At 46.9% G+C, this 15302-nt stretch carries 13 protein-coding genes; all 13 read left to right on the top strand.

The genetic code is table 11. The features are described 5' to 3' along the window. Nucleotides 1-18 precede the first annotated feature (18 nt). Complete coding sequence (locus ACSQ8O_RS22115) at nucleotides 19-1149, top strand: GntR family transcriptional regulator (RefSeq protein ID WP_436243384.1); 1131 nt, start codon at nucleotides 19-21, stop codon at nucleotides 1147-1149. Nucleotides 1150-1360: 211 nt separating this feature from the next. Next, nucleotides 1361-2677: a glycoside hydrolase family 125 protein gene (locus tag ACSQ8O_RS22110; RefSeq protein WP_436243383.1), complete on the top strand. Its 1317-nt coding sequence runs from the start codon at nucleotides 1361-1363 to the stop codon at nucleotides 2675-2677. Between the two features lie 73 nt (nucleotides 2678-2750). Then, nucleotides 2751-4085, top strand: a complete 1335-nt coding sequence (locus tag ACSQ8O_RS22105) for an ABC transporter substrate-binding protein (RefSeq protein WP_236288969.1) — start codon at nucleotides 2751-2753, stop codon at nucleotides 4083-4085. Nucleotides 4086-4143: 58 nt separating this feature from the next. Then, nucleotides 4144-5031: a carbohydrate ABC transporter permease gene (locus tag ACSQ8O_RS22100; protein ID WP_436243382.1), complete on the top strand. Its 888-nt coding sequence runs from the start codon at nucleotides 4144-4146 to the stop codon at nucleotides 5029-5031. Nucleotides 5032-5041: 10 nt separating this feature from the next. Continuing rightward, nucleotides 5042-5908 carry a carbohydrate ABC transporter permease gene (locus tag ACSQ8O_RS22095; protein WP_436243381.1) on the top strand — a complete coding sequence of 289 codons (867 nt, stop codon included), beginning with the start codon at nucleotides 5042-5044 and terminating at the stop codon, nucleotides 5906-5908. Next, the gene (locus ACSQ8O_RS22090) at nucleotides 5905-6033 is read left to right on the top strand and encodes a hypothetical protein (RefSeq protein WP_436243380.1); all 129 of its coding nucleotides are present in this window, start codon (nucleotides 5905-5907) and stop codon (nucleotides 6031-6033) included. Before ACSQ8O_RS22095 ends, ACSQ8O_RS22090 begins: the two co-directional genes overlap by 4 nt. Beyond that, nucleotides 6023-7123, top strand: coding sequence for a glycoside hydrolase family 76 protein (locus ACSQ8O_RS22085; protein WP_436243379.1), 1101 nt, complete (start codon nucleotides 6023-6025; stop codon nucleotides 7121-7123). The genes ACSQ8O_RS22090 and ACSQ8O_RS22085 overlap by 11 nt, the downstream gene beginning before the upstream one ends. 491 nt (nucleotides 7124-7614) lie before the next feature. Further along, entirely contained in the window at nucleotides 7615-9183 is a 1569-nt protein-coding gene (locus tag ACSQ8O_RS22080) for a glycoside hydrolase family 76 protein (RefSeq protein ID WP_436243378.1), read from the top strand. A 24-nt stretch (nucleotides 9184-9207) separates the two neighbouring features. Next, complete coding sequence (locus tag ACSQ8O_RS22075) at nucleotides 9208-10329, top strand: glycoside hydrolase family 27 protein (RefSeq protein ID WP_436243377.1); 1122 nt, start codon at nucleotides 9208-9210, stop codon at nucleotides 10327-10329. Then, on the top strand, nucleotides 10280-11263 hold the full coding sequence (locus ACSQ8O_RS22070) for an RICIN domain-containing protein (RefSeq protein WP_436243376.1): 984 nt from the start codon (nucleotides 10280-10282) through the stop codon (nucleotides 11261-11263). Before ACSQ8O_RS22075 ends, ACSQ8O_RS22070 begins: the two co-directional genes overlap by 50 nt. Before the next feature lie 157 nt (nucleotides 11264-11420). Then, on the top strand, nucleotides 11421-12221 hold the full coding sequence (locus ACSQ8O_RS22065; protein WP_436243375.1) for a sugar phosphate isomerase/epimerase family protein: 801 nt from the start codon (nucleotides 11421-11423) through the stop codon (nucleotides 12219-12221). 29 nt (nucleotides 12222-12250) lie between these two features. Next, complete coding sequence (locus ACSQ8O_RS22060) at nucleotides 12251-13600, top strand: TrkH family potassium uptake protein (protein WP_436243374.1); 1350 nt, start codon at nucleotides 12251-12253, stop codon at nucleotides 13598-13600. Between the two features lie 222 nt (nucleotides 13601-13822). Next, nucleotides 13823-15283, top strand: a complete 1461-nt coding sequence (locus tag ACSQ8O_RS22055) for a sulfatase-like hydrolase/transferase (RefSeq protein ID WP_436243373.1) — start codon at nucleotides 13823-13825, stop codon at nucleotides 15281-15283. Nucleotides 15284-15302 lie beyond the last annotated feature (19 nt).

Genomic DNA, 15302 nt, shown 5'->3' with positions numbered 1-15302 from the left:
AGTAGGGAGTGGGGAGCAATGTCGACAGATTCAAGACCCATTTATGAGCGAATTTATGAAACGCTGCGGGAAGAGATTCTACAACGCAAATATAACATTGGAGACCGCGTTCCTTCCGAGAAGGAATTGGCCGATGACTATAACGTGAGCCGGATCACAAGTAAGAAAGCGCTGGAGATGCTGGCGGAAGTTGGACTGATCGTCCGTAAGCCGGGGAAGGGCTCTTTTGTCGCGGATGAAAGCGAGCCATCAGCGGAAACGTTGTCTTCCGAGGATCGGGCCAAACATAACTTGATCGGCCTTGTCATCACGGATTTCGGCAATACGTTTGGGACGGAAATGATTTACGGCATGGAGCGTGCCTCGGCCGACAACGACAGTTTCCTTGTGCTGCGCCGTTCTTTCGGCTTGCCTGAGAATGAAGAGAAAGCGATTCGTTCGTTTCTCGAATTAGGCGTGGATGGCATCATTGTATTTCCTGCGCAAGGGGAGTTCTACAATGCGGAAATCCTGAAGTTAGTCATTCAGCAATTCCCTTTAGTGTTGGTGGACCGTCACCTCAAGGGGGTAGCGGCAGCTTCGATCAGTACAGATAACATCAGTGCTGCACGCACAGGTACGGATTACTTGCTTGATTTGGGCCATAAGCAAATCTGCTTACTCACACCGCCGCCTATGGATACAACGGCGATCGAAGATCGGATTGAGGGCTTCGTACGCGCTCACGCGGAACGCGGGGTTCTTGTGGACCGATCCCTGTGGTTGGACGAAATTACGTCTACGCTTCCGAATTCGTTCCATCAACCCAACATTAATCAAGATATCGAGATGATCAAGACGCATTTGCGGAGCAATCCGCACATTACAGCTTTATTCGCGATGGAATATAATATAGCCTTACTAGCCAAGGCAGCGGTGGAGCAGATGGAACTTCAGATACCAGGGGACATTTCTATCCTATGTTTCGATAGTCCACCAACTACGCTGGGCAGCGGCTATCGGTTTACGCACATGATTCAGAATGAGGATGAAATCGGCAAGCTGGCTGTTGAGAACGTGCTGAAGCTCAAGCGCGGTGAGAAAGTGTCGAATAGAACGACTTTGGACGCCAAGCTAATCATCGGAGAGTCTACAGGTCCAGCTAGATGACTGAAATATCGGAACCACCTACAGCCAAATAGTAAGGCCTACACCAGAGATTGCTAAACTAGCAATCTCTTTCTTTTTGAGGTTAATATATTAACCTAATTAAATGATATGTAAATAATATAATAAATACATATTGACATAACCTTAATTGGTCGCCTATAATCATAAATGTAAGCGTTTTATTTCCAAGTTAAGGGAGATGATTCACCCGATGAGGAAATCTGCTATGCTGCCGACATCTATGTACAATCTCATTGATCATGTAAGTAAAGAGCTGCATCATCTAGAGCGGCCGAAGCTGGCTGCCATGTTTGGCGAATGCTTCGCGAATACATTTCAAACCACGATTGGGCAGCTGGAAGACGGTTCAACGTTCGTTATAACAGGTGATATACCAGCCATGTGGCTACGCGATTCTTCTGCCCAAGTTCGGACGTATCTGCTACTAGCACAAGAAGATCCCCTCATCGCCGATATGATTGAAGGTGTCGTGAGAAGGCAAGTTCAGTATATTGGGCTTGATCCGTACGCGAATGCTTTCAATAAAGAACCCCATGGCGCAGGCCACCAGCAGGACATCACAGCCATGAGCCCATGGATTTGGGAACGTAAATATGAAATTGATTCTCTCTGCTACCCCATTCAGCTCAGTTACTTCTTATGGAAGGTAACGGGCCGCATCTCACATTTTACGGACGAATTTCGAGCAGCCGTTCTTTCCATCCTTCAGCTTTGGCGAGTAGAGCAATCCCATGAAACCCATTCCCCTTATCGCTTCCAACGGTTGAACTGTCCGCCTACAGATACCTTAACAAGAGAAGGACTCGGCAGCGCAGTTGGCTATACCGGCATGACTTGGTCTGGTTTTCGCCCTAGTGACGACGCTTGTACATATGGATATTTGGTGCCAGCTAACATGTTCGCCGTCGTGGTGCTTGGCTACCTTGGGGAGATCGCGGATAAAGTTTGGAGGGACCGTGCTGTAAGTGACGAAGCCCTTCAATTAGCCGCTGAAATTAGAGATGGGATCGAGGCATACGGAACCATCCCGCATCCTACGCTAGGTGTCATGTATGCTTACGAGACTGACGGCCTTGGAGGCTATCATCTGATGGATGATGCCAATGTTCCCAGCTTGCTCTCCATCCCGTACTTAGGCTACACAGAAATGTCGGATCCGACGTATCAGCGCACGCGGAGCTTCATTCTAAGTGAAGAGAATCCTTACTTTTATCAAGGGGAAGTTGCGCAAGGTATTGGTAGTCCGCACACACCCGAGCGTTACATTTGGCCCATTTCACTTGCTATTCAGGGGCTTACGGCTTCCTGCCAAGAAGAAAAGCTTCGACTATTGGATCTATTGGCTGCTACAGATGCTGGAACAGGATTCATGCATGAAGGCTTTCATGTGGACGATCCTGCGAAGTTTACGCGACCTTGGTTCTCCTGGGCAAACGCGATGTTTAGTGAGCTGGTATTGGATGTATGCGGTCTTTCGATTATGAAAATAGTTCGGTCATCATGCTAGGTTATGTGGGGGTAACCCTTTTTAACATAGGCAGTGAAAAGTAGCTTGTTTCATATAAAAGGGAGGAAGAATAATGAAAAAATGGATGACTGTGATTACCGCTGTGACACTAACGCTTAGTTTAGCAGCTTGTACGTCCAAAACCGACACGAATCAAACGACAGCAAGTACGAAGCCTGAGGGGACAACGGCTCCCGCAGCTACGGCATCAACCGCACCAGCGGCCAAAGCGCCAGTAGAAATTACCTTCTGGGGTGACTGGGGTGGAGAAGGAGAAAAGCAGTTCGTCATGATGGCGGATGCCTTCAATAAATCGCAGGACAAAATTAAAGTGAAGTACGTGCTGCAGGAAGACATGATTACGAAGTTTCTGACTGCTGCGACCTCAGGCGGCTCTCCGGATGTGATGTTCTGGGATAGATGGCGGACATCTCTATATGCTTCCAAGAATGTCCTTCACCCCATCGACGAATATATGAAGAGAGACAACATTAAGCGTACCGATTACTACGATGAAGCGCTCAAAGAACTATCTGCCGGTGATAAACTGTACGGTCTTCCTTTAACAGTGGATGCTAGAGCACTCTTTTATAATAAGAAATTATTCGCTGAGAAAGGACTTCAACCGCCCAAAACGTGGGAAGAGCTGGAGAATGCAGCTAAGCAGTTGACCGTATGGGAAGGCGATAAACTGGTTCGCTCCGGGATGTCGATGAATGATAATGGCCTGTTCAATATGTGGCTGCAGCAAGCAGGTGGCTCCATGATAACTAGTGATATGAAGAAAACAAACTTCAATAACGACCAAGGTAAGCAGGTGCTGGATTTCTGGGATAAACTGATCAACAAAGATAAGGTATATAAAGTTGGTTTTGAAAAAGGGTTAGGTGAAGGCACCGATGCCTTCGTCACAGGTAAAGTAGCGATGACCTATACAGGTCCTTGGATGTTGTCTACGTATAAAAAATATGGCAAAGAGCTTGATTTCGGCGTTGTGCCTCCACCAGCAGGACCTGGCGGCGGTAAAGGAAGCGTCATGGGCGGCTTCGGTCTCGTGATTCCTGCAGGCTCTAAACACAAAGAAGAGGCATGGGAATTCGAGAAATGGTGGTTAGCGAATAAAGACAATGCGCTCTTATGGGCTAAAACCAGTATGAACCTGCCTGGCTTCAAGCCAGCGATGCAGGATCCATTCTTCAAGGATGACCCGAACTGGAAGCCATTCATGGATACGCTGGAATTCGCGAAGATTCGTCCGCAGCACCCTGGTTACTCCGTCATGGAAGTGGATGGATTGATGCCGAACCTGGATCTATTCGTTCAAGGCAAGCAAGACGCGGCAACGACCCTGAAGAAGGGGCAAGAGCAAGGAGATAAGCTGCTGGATCAGAACGCGGCAGGCAAGTAAATAGAGGCACAAGGGGAAGGTGAACCTGATCTTCCCCTTTCTTGTAAGGAGGAAATCTATGGCATCCGTCAGCAAGCTTAGCCGACATCAAGCTAGAATGGGATACTTTTTCATTACGCCGACAATATTCCTGTTTGTCATATTTACCGTAATTCCCGTGATTATGGCGCTGTACCTAAGCTTCACGAATTATGACATCGTAAGCAAAAATGATTTTGTAGGCTTGACCAACTATAAGCGACTCGTGGATGATCCGACATTTTGGACGACATTGAAAAATGTCTTATTCTATTCGGTGCTGTATATTCCCTTGAATATCGCAATTTCGTTGTCCATGGCTGTGCTCTTTATGCGTAAACGGATCGGAGTGAAATTATTCCGCACAGCAGGTTATTTACCGACGTTAACATCAGGCGTTGCAGCTGCAACGGTCTGGATTTGGCTGCTGAATCCTGAATTTGGACTCGTGAATGAGCTGCTGAGCAAAATTGGCATTACGGGACCCTCGTGGCTGGGGGAAATGCCCTATGCGATGATCTCCATCGTATTCGTGACCTTATGGCAATCCGTTGGTGCGAACATGATCATTTATTTGGCCGGATTGAACGGTGTTCCCGAGCATCTGTATGAATCGGCAAAGCTGGACGGCGCGAATGCTTGGCAATCGTTCCGCTACATTACTTGGCCCGTTCTAAGGCCGACGACTTTTTTTGTCAGTACGATGGCGATTATTGGCGCACTTCAACTCTTCGATCAAGCCTATGTCTTGACCAAGGGCGGTCCTGCGAACTCGACCAAGACGACCGTGTATTATATTTATCAGCAAGGCTTTGGGCAGTTACAAATGGGATACGCAGACGCTATGGCCTTTGCCTTATCGCTTCTGATCTTAATATTCTCACTCATGAATATGAAGCTTAACAAAGAAGAAGACGCCATGATCTAGGAGGTGGATTATGAAACCAAAGTATTTGCATACGACGATTCTGTACCTCATTTCCATCGCAGTCTGCCTAGTCATGGTGATCCCTTTTGTTTGGAGTTTAATCACTTCAGTTAGACCGGATGAAGAGATCTTCATGCTTCCGATCAGGTGGATTCCTTCCAGCTTGACGATTTCGCATTACACGAAAGCTTTCGACCTAGTCCCGTTTGGACTGTATTTCAAAAATTCGTTTTACTTAGCCTTTATGGGCGTCCTGTTCAATCTATTGTTAGGTTCATTGAGCGGGTACGCGTTCGCTAAGCTTCGGTTCAGAGGCCGTGACACGATGTTCAAAATATTGCTCGCCGCCATGATGATTCCTGGAGTCGTAACCTTGATCCCGCAATTTTTTGTGCTCAAGCATATCCCCTTCGTGGGCGGGAATGACTGGCTTGGCGGAGGCGGGAATGGCCTGTTGAATACGTTCTGGGCGGTTATTTTGCCAGGAGCTTCGGGATCATTCGCTGTCTTCTTCATGCGGCAGTTCTTCGTATCCTTACCGAGTGATCTGCAAGAGGTGTCACGCATCGAGGGGAGCGGGGAGCTGCGCATTTATTGGAACATTTATATGCCGCTGGCGAAGCCGGCTTTAGCCACATTAGGCATTTTCACTTTCCAGGCAGGCTGGAATAGCTTCCTAGGTCCGCTTATTATGCTGAATGATCCCGCTAAGAAAACAATTCAGTTAGGCTTAGCTGCATTTACGTATAACAAGCAGGTTGATTTCGGACCTTTGATGGCAGGTGCTTTAATTGCAGTGGTTCCCATTCTAATCCTCTTCCTGTTGTTACAGAAGTATTTCGTGCAGGGGATTGCTTTTACAGGGACCAAGGGATGAAACGCAAGTCAGACTTGAAGGTGAATGCAATTGAACAAGCGATGGAACATGCGAATAGTCCTAGCGGCTTTCGGAATTGGGTTAATCATAGTGGCAATCTGGGGAGTGATGAACATGGGGAATGAGCATATCGTGACGGATGGACAGGTGAATGAAGAAGCTAAGACTGAAACCTGGGAGAAGCGAGCAGCATTAGCGCAAGCAGGATTGATGAAGCAATATTGGAACAGCAAGCGGAACTTATTCGATAATTTATCGCCGTGCAACGATTTGTGCAATGAGAAGTTTCACTATTGGTGGCAAGCCCATGGCGTAGATGCGTTGGTGGATGCTTATATAAGAACGGGAGATAGCGAGGTTAAAAGCTATTTGGCCAATATGTACCAAGGTATGTTAGATCGCAATGGCGGTGCTTGGCCGAATGATTTCTATGATGATATGGAATGGTTAGCAATAGCATGGCTTCGAGCGTATGAGGCGACAAGCGAAGACAAGTATAAACAAGCGGCACTGTTGCTATGGGAAGATATTAAGACAGGATGGAATGAGGAGCAAGGCGGAGGTATTGCTTGGCGTAAACCGCAGATGGATTATAAGAATACACCGGCGAATGCCCCAGCAGTCATTCTAGCAGCGAGATTGTATCAGCAGTTTGGCGATGCGGAGGACTTGGCATGGGCCAAGAAGATCTACGACTGGCAGAAGGCGAACCTCGTGGATCCCGAATCAGGCTTTGTCTGGGACGGGAAAAACCGTGAGGGTGACGGCAAGATCGATAAGAGCTGGGAGTTCTCTTACTGCCAAGGTGTTTACATAGGAGCGGGCGTTGAGCTATTCCGAGCAACGGGAGACAGGAGCTATCTGGCGGACGCATCGCGAACCGCTCAAGCATCCAAAGCTAGATTGACCTCTCCGATCACGGGCATGCTGCCTAGTGAAAGCAATGGCGATGGCGGCCTGTTCAAGGGTATATTTGTCCGCTATTTGGCTGAACTCGTGCTAGTGGACCCGAGCCAGAAAGAGTCGCTGGACCTATTAGTAACCAATGCGAATAGCCTCTGGTCTTACGGAAGAGATGAGCAGCGCCAGATGTTCAGTAAGTCGTGGGCCACTTCGCCGGAACCAGCGGAGGATTTAAGTGTTAATTTAAGCGGCGTCATGCTGTTGGAAAGAATGGCTGTTTTGGAGGAGAAGGGCTTGCTGAAAGAGCGTTGAACGCTGAGTGCTGAGTGCTGAGTGCTGAGTGCTGAGAGCCGAGAGCCGAGAACTGAGAGCTGAGAACTGAGAGCAGACCACAGACCGCAGACCGCAGACCGCAGACCGCAGACCGCAGACCCAAGCCCCCTTGCTCAATACTAGCTAACGGACATGAGAGCCGCTATTTGCCTAAAATATGAGGTTTTGACAATCTAACGGACACAGATGACGTTATTTCATGGAATCCATCAACAAGTGGGGGATTCTTACCATAATAACGTCCATCATGTCCGTTAAATTCTGAAACGAGCAAATTTGTTAGAAATAACGGTCGTGATGTCCGTTAGAATATCAGTGGACCTAGGCAATTGCAAGAAAGGAGCTACAGATACGCAGGATGGAGGAAATTCATTCGAGAGGAGGTAAATTTGATATATTTGTAAGCGTATTCATTCGCGAGTTCAATCGACCTTTGCACTCATCTTTTAATAGAAAAGGAGTTGTTGGACATGAGTCTAGTACAAAGAACAGCAGCCAAATGGGTAAGCATGTGTTTGGTCATGATCCTATTTCTTACGGTTTGGGGAGGCGCCAATCGCGCTTCTGCTTTCACGACAGCCAATGCGGATACAGCGATGACGTCTTTCGTAAACACGTTTTATGATGCATCGGCTAAATACTTCTACACGAACAGCGATCATCAGATTCAAGCTGCCCATGCTTATGGTCCGAACGGTGGGCTCTACACGGATTTCTGGTGGGAGGCTCAGCTGTGGGAAACGGTGATGGATGCTTATCAACGTACAGGAAACAGCACATATCGTACGATGATCGATGATATTTACACGGGCTTCAATGCGAAATACACGAACATGGTAGCGAACCAGTTTAATGATGACCTCGGCTGGTGGGCGCTTGCCTGTCTGCGTGCCTATGAGATTACAGGAACACAAGAATATTTGAACCGCGGCTCCTTTCTCTTCGATCACGTCTATGCCAGCTGGGATACCTCTTATTATGGCGGCGGAATTTGGTGGAGATCGGATGCGCAGAATCCGGCAACCAGCACCAACGCTCAGAAAAATATGGCTACCAACGCGCCTATGGTCATGACCGCCATTAAGCTGAAAAATGCTTACAATAACGCCAGTTACTTAACGAAAGCGCAGCAAATCTACAGTTGGATTCAAACGAAACTAGTCAATGGCAGCAAGGTAAATGATCACATGGAAGGTACAGGAGCTGGGATCGTGAAGGATTGGGACTTTACGTACAATTATGGCACTTATCTAGGTGCAGCTACAGCGTTATACATGGCTACGGGTACAGCTAGTTATTTGACGGATGCGAATAATGCTGCTAATTACGTCATCAACAAAATGACCTCGGCTACCACACTATTATATGAAGGGGAAAATGACGCCCCTGGTTTCAAAATGGTTTTTGCACGCAACCTGAACCAGCTTCGCGTACAGGCGAGTCAGTCTCAATATCTCAACTTTCTGCAGCAAAATGCCACACAAGCGTGGAACCATAGACGTACATCCGATGGGATCATCGGCAGTGATTGGACAGCGCCAACGGGCTCTTCCTACATTCAAAGCTTAGCAGCCGCAGCAGGAGCTTCCATTCTACAACTTGCGCCCGCAGATAATTACACAGGAAACATTGCTGGCAACGGGGTGTATGAAGCCGAGAATGCAAGGCGTACCTTAGTAAGCGGCAGCGGCATGATCAATGAAAGCACACAGACTGGCTTTAATGGCCGGGGCTATGTGGCAGGTTGGAATACGAACGGCACGACCATCGATTTCTATGTGAATCAGAATACGGCAGGTACCAAAACCATTACATTCCGATACGCGGCAGCGGCTGGAAATGCGAGCCGTTACGTGAATGTAAATGGTGTTGATGTGGCTGCGAATCTCACCTTCAATGGTACTGCGAACTGGAGTACCTGGAACACCGTCTCCTTAACGGTTTCGTTAGCTGCGGGGTCTAACACGATCAGACTTGGATTTGCTAGTTCGAAAGGTAATACGAACTATTTGAATATAGACCAATTGTCTGGCTTATAAAAAATCTTGAAAATGGAGGTAGTTATGATAAAAGAAGCGGGAAATCAAATACATTTTGTGCGGCAGGTATTGATGGTGTTTTTTATTACATTGCCATTGATCATGTCAGGCTATTTGTTTCCGCAGAAAGCGGCAGCTTTAAACAACGGTCTTGCGGTGACTCCTCCAATGGGTTGGAATAGCTGGAACATCTATGGATGTAATGTGGATGAAGATAAAATAAAGCAAGCAGCGGATGCAGCAGTCAGTAGCGGCATGAAAGCAGCGGGCTATACCTACATTGTGATCGATGATTGTTGGCAAACAAGCAGAGCTGTTGATGGCACGATCATCGCAGACCCGGTCAAATTTCCAAGTGGCATTGCAGCACTTGCCAGTTATGTTCATAGCAAAGGCTTAAAATTTGGGCTCTACACGGATGCTGGGTACACTACGTGTGCTGGAAGGCCTGGCATGTATGGTCATGAGGTTCAAGATGCTGCTACATTCGCCGCATGGGGTGTTGACTATACCAAGGTAGATTGGTGTGATCATGGTACCTTGGATCCACAAACGCGGTACAGCATTATCCGAGATGCCATAGCTAATTCTGGAAGGCCCATGTTATTCAGCATTTGTAACTGGGGTGTGAATAAGCCCTGGATATGGGGTCCTGTGACAGGAAATATCTGGCGAACGACGGATGATATCTTCGATTTCTGGGGTAGAGTCACGTGGATTATTGACCAGAACGCTCCACTTGCTAACTTCGCTGGCCCTACCTTAGGCTGGAATGATGCAGATATGCTGATGGTAGGCAACTACGGAACAGGTGCTGTGTTTGGAGAAGGGATGACAGATACTGAATACCGTTCGCATATGTCCATGTGGGCGATCATGGCATCACCGCTTATTGCTGGCAATAACTTAGCCTCCATGAATCAAGCAACGAAAGATACGTTGATGAATGCCGAAGTGATTGCCGTGGATCAAGATGCGTTGGGCAAACAGGGTGTATTGGTCAGTGATGTTGGCGGGCTTCAGGTTTATTCAAAGGTATTGCAGACTTCGGGGACCAGAGCCATAGTCTTGTTAAATCGCGAATGCGTCATCGAATATGACGGTGAATTTTGCAAGCCTTGGATTGAGCTCCGCGGTAGCAGTTAGAGATTTGTGGGCTAAAGCGAATGTGGGCTCTTTTACAACAAGTTATACGACAACTGTGCCCTCACATGGATCTGTTATCTTAAAGCTCTCAGGTTCAGAGGCAGCAACAGGGCCGATTGTTTCGGGAAAAACATTTCGAATATCCCCGAAATCAAATGGCTTGTCACTAGCTGTTGACGGAGCTTCGACTTCGAACGGAGCGAACATTCTTCAATGGGATAAAGGTATTGCGCAGAATGACAAGTGGGTTATTACTGCTACAGATAGCGGTTACTATAAAATTATTAATGTAAAAAGCGGAAAAGCGCTAGCTGTCGAAAATGCATCTTTAAGCGATGGTGCGAAGGTTTTTCAATGGGATTATGGTACAACTGGCAATGATCAATGGCTAATCCAAGGGCTTACTCAAGGCTATTATAAAATAACGAACAGACTCTCAGGCAAATCGCTAAATGTCGCGAATAACTCGTTGATTAGCGGCGGTACATTTATTCAGTGGCCCTATACAGCAGCAGATAACATGACCTTCCAGCTTATCGAAACGGATATCACCTATGAAGCAGAGGCAGCTTCTCTTCATTCCCTCTCTACGGAATCTACCAATGGCGGATTCACTGGAAATGGCTATGTCGCAGGCTGGAATGCCAGCGGACAATGGGTAGACTTTAACATTGTTGCGAGTGCAGCTGGCAATTACAACTTGACCTTCCGGTATGCTGCCGGGGCAGGAACAGCAGGACGATATCTCTATGTGAACGGCGTAGGCGTCGTTAACAATGTATCATTTGTCGGTACGGGGAGCTGGAGTTCGTATAATTCCGTTACGGTCTCGAATGTCGCCTTAAATAGCGGCAGCAATACGATTTCTCTAATTTTCGATGCAGCGAAAGGCAGCAATAATTATTTGAATCTGGATAACATGAAGGTACAGTAAATGAAATAGTCCATAGGAAGCCCAGGGATGAAGGATGTCCTTGGGTTTCTTTATTTCGAGTTTCTAGCATAGGATTAGGTTAAAAATTTGCACTAGTAAAATAATGTAAGATGATTTAAGCTTGACTCATTGATTGTCATGAGGAGGGTTATCAAGGATGGAAATCAAATTATTTAAAGCACTGTGGGGCATGGAAGGCTCGCTAGAATCCCAATTTGAACGAATTGCAGAAGCGGGTTATGTGGGAATTGAGGCACCAATGCCGACACTTGCGGAAGAAGATCAGTTCCGGAAGCTACTGGAGAAGCATCAATTGGACTATATAGCTATGGTATTTACACAAGGTCCTGATCATATCGCTTCTTTTGCTGAGCAAGTGGCACGTGCTGTATCCTTTCAACCTATTAGCATTACTTCACATAGTGCCAAAGATTCGATGCCCTTTGAAGAGCAAGTCGAATTCTTTCGTAAAGCGGCTGATATTGAGAAAGAATACGGGATTGCCATCGGTCATGAGACGCACCGCGGCAGAGCCTTGTACAACCCTTGGGAAACGGGCAGACTGCTAGATGCCGTGCCTGAGATCAATCTAACAGCTGATTACAGCCACTGGTGCTGTGTAACCGAGACCACCTTAGAGAATCAAGAGGAGAATTTGCGCAAGTCCTTCTCACGCGTACAGCATATTCACGGTCGCGTAGGTTACGCACAAGGACCTCAAGTACCAGATCCAAGAGCACCGGAATACGCACACGAATTGCAGAGGCACATGAGCTGGTGGGATAGCATCGTACAAGCGAAGCAAGATGCAGGACTAACGACAGTCACCTTTACACCAGAGTTCGGACCTCCGGGTTATTTACACACCTTACCGTTTACGAACCAACCTGTTGCAGATTTATGGGACGTTTGCCTTTGGATGGGAAAACATTTCAAAGGACACTATAAGAGTATCTAATCCTATTACTCTCAGTTGAAGGTATAATCATGCTTAAGAAACTACAGAAAATGCCTGCGTCCAGACTTATTGTTATCGCTTATCTAATTGGCATATTTCTTATCGCCATCCTTCTTAAATTACCTATCAGTTTAAAAGCGGGCGCCACAATCTCCTTTGTGGACGCCCTCTTTACATCAGCTAGCGCTGTCAGTGTAACGGGACTGACAACGGTTGGTATCAATGAAACGCTCAGTAGTTTCGGCGTTGGCGTACTTATCGTCGCTTTTCAATTCGGTGGGATCGGCGTCATGACGTTGGGGAGCTTCTATTGGCTATTGTTTGGGCAGGAAATCGGCTTACTGCAGCGGAAGATGATTATGATTGACCAGAATCGTAATAATTTATCTGGATTGGTTCAGTTAATGAAGCTAGTGCTGGGTTTTACGCTGATTCTAGAGGCGATTAGTACATTGGCATTTGGCTTGTATTTCTATTTTACAGGAGAGTACGGGTCGATTTGGAGTGCATTGTACTATGGGATGTTTCATACCATTTCGGCGTTTACGAATGCTGGATTTGATCTGTTCGGTAATTCTTTGCTTAATTATTCGAGTGATTATTTCGTTCAAGCGCTTACGATGTTCTTGATTGTATTAGGCGGGATTGGGTTTCTAGTACTGGCTGAGTTGCGAGAATATTTTTGGGGTGGGCATAAGAATTTCCGTTTCTCCCTTTTTACCAAGCTGACACTCGTTACGACATCAGTATTGCTATTGTTCGGGACGATTGGCTTCTGGTTGACGGAGCGAACGCATGCGTTGGCAGGGATGAGCTGGCATGGGAAAATACTTACCGCACTCTTCACATCCGTCACATCGCGCAGTGCTGGTCTTACAACCATTGATATGTCTACCATTACAGAGGCAAGCCTGTTGCTTGTGTCTATCTTAATGTTCATTGGGGCAAGCCCATCTAGCATGGGGGGCGGTGTTCGAACAACGACCGTAGCCGTTATTGTACTGGCCCTTATTGCGTATGCGCGCGGGGAGAAAGAACCAAAGGTATTCGGTCGGATGATAAGCCAAGAGGATTCACTCAAAAGCTTTGTGTTTTTCCTAACGGGTATAGCACTGCTTCTCGGAGGGATCTTCATTCTGCTGATAGCTGAACCGAACCGTTGGGGAGTGTCTGCGATCCTATTCGAGGTGGCATCTGCGTTCGGCACGTGCGGTTTATCCACGGGAATCACCGCAGATCTTGGTACCTTTAGCAAAATCTCGCTCATTGTGCTCATGTTTATCGGAAGGATAGGATTGTTTCTATTCTATTCCTTATTTACCAACGGTAAGAAGAAACCTCTCATCCGCTTTCCAGAAGAAAAGCTAATCATTGGGTGAGCGGTCAGGAAATTCAACACATATTAACCGAGAAGGATCTACGACGATCTTCCTCGGTTTTTCATTTTGAATAAGGCTTATCTCTTTAAACATTCCTTTTTCAGTCTGCCCCAGGAAATACTGGATATTTCAAACCTTTTCTGTAGATTAGCGCATAGGAAAGGATAGGCGCTTTCCCCTATACTTAGTGTAAGCGTTTTATCCGAAAAGGGGGATTTACTTTTGAGCCGACGCCCGAACATTCTATTCGTCACGACAGACCAACAACGATTCGATTGCCTTGGGATAGCTGATTCCATGCATCCCGTTATGACACCACACTTGGATCAACTAGCGTGCGAAGGGATCCGTTTCACAAGTGCATATTCCGATTGTCCGCTTTGCATCCCATCCCGGACGTCGATGATGACTGGCCAAGCTGCCTATCATCATGGTGTAGCCAAGAATGGGGAGTTTCGTATTCCTGAGGATTCGAAAATGACCTTGCCTGGCAGGTTGAGCACCGCTGGCTATCAAACGCATGCTGCTGGCAAGATGCAGTTCATTCCACCAAGGAATCGAAATGGCTTTGAACGGATGAGACTCGTTCCAGAAGATTATGTGAACTACCTTGAAACCACGGAATATCGAGGATTATATCGTGGTCATGGTATGGGTGGAAACGAAGTATATCCCGTTTATAATTCAGTTCCCATTCCCTATTCAGCTACACATTGGATAGTGAATGAGTCGATCGACTTTTTGCGTCAGCGTGATTCAGAGATGCCTTTCTTCCTATGGACCAGCTTCGAAGCGCCACATCCACCCTATGACCCGCCAGAATCCTTTGTCAGACTCTATGACGGTGTGAACATTTCGTCGCCGGTAGCTGCAGCTTGGAATACATCAGAGGAGGTTCCTGAATGGGTTCGTACGAGGAAGAAGAGTCATAAATTAGATGTGTTACCTCCACACATCGTAAGTATGGCAAGGAAGCATTATTACGCGCAACTGACTCATATTGATTATGAGCTAGGACGATTATTTGGTGAATTAAAAAGTAAGCAGCTGTGGGATAACACAGTTGTTATCTTTACTTCAGACCATGGAGAGATGCTGGGGGACCACGGGTTATTTCACAAAACCTGCTTCTACGAACCTTCATCCAAAGTTCCCTTCCTTTTGAAGCCGCCGAAAGATTGGCAGGGAGCCCTAACCACCTCGACTGTTAGCGCAACACCTATCATATTGGCTGATATTTACCCGACTGTGCTTGACTTTGCTGGATGCCTGCAGGAGGATGATCAGAAAAGAGACGGACGCAGCTTACTGAATTTGACCTCATTATCCGAGGAGCGCCCGTGGATTTATGGCTATATGAATGATCTGGATGGATTGTATATGGTAACGAACGGCGAGTGGAAATATCTCTATTATGTCTGCGGGGGGAGTGAGCAGTTGTTCGACCTCGTGCAGGATCCAGAAGAAAGAAGTGATCTTAGTCAGGATTCAAATACTAGGAGTTGCGATATGCTGGAGACGTTGAGAACGTTGTTAACGACGAAGTTTCCTGAATTACTCGCTAACGATACAGTTGAAACAAGGATGCTCTTCCACACACAGCCCAATTTAACTGAAGAGCACTTGAAAGCGACAAATCCATTCGCCTGGCGAGGTCCAATGCGTTTCGGCGGTCAGTGGTAGCCAAGTCAACAGCCCACAC

This window comes from Paenibacillus sp. LjRoot56 (assembly GCF_964253335.1).
In the GTDB taxonomy this organism is placed as follows: domain Bacteria; phylum Bacillota; class Bacilli; order Paenibacillales; family NBRC-103111; genus Paenibacillus_E; species Paenibacillus_E allorhizoplanae.
The sequence above is the reverse complement of the archived record's forward strand: the minus strand, read 5'-3'. Positions and strand labels throughout refer to the sequence as shown.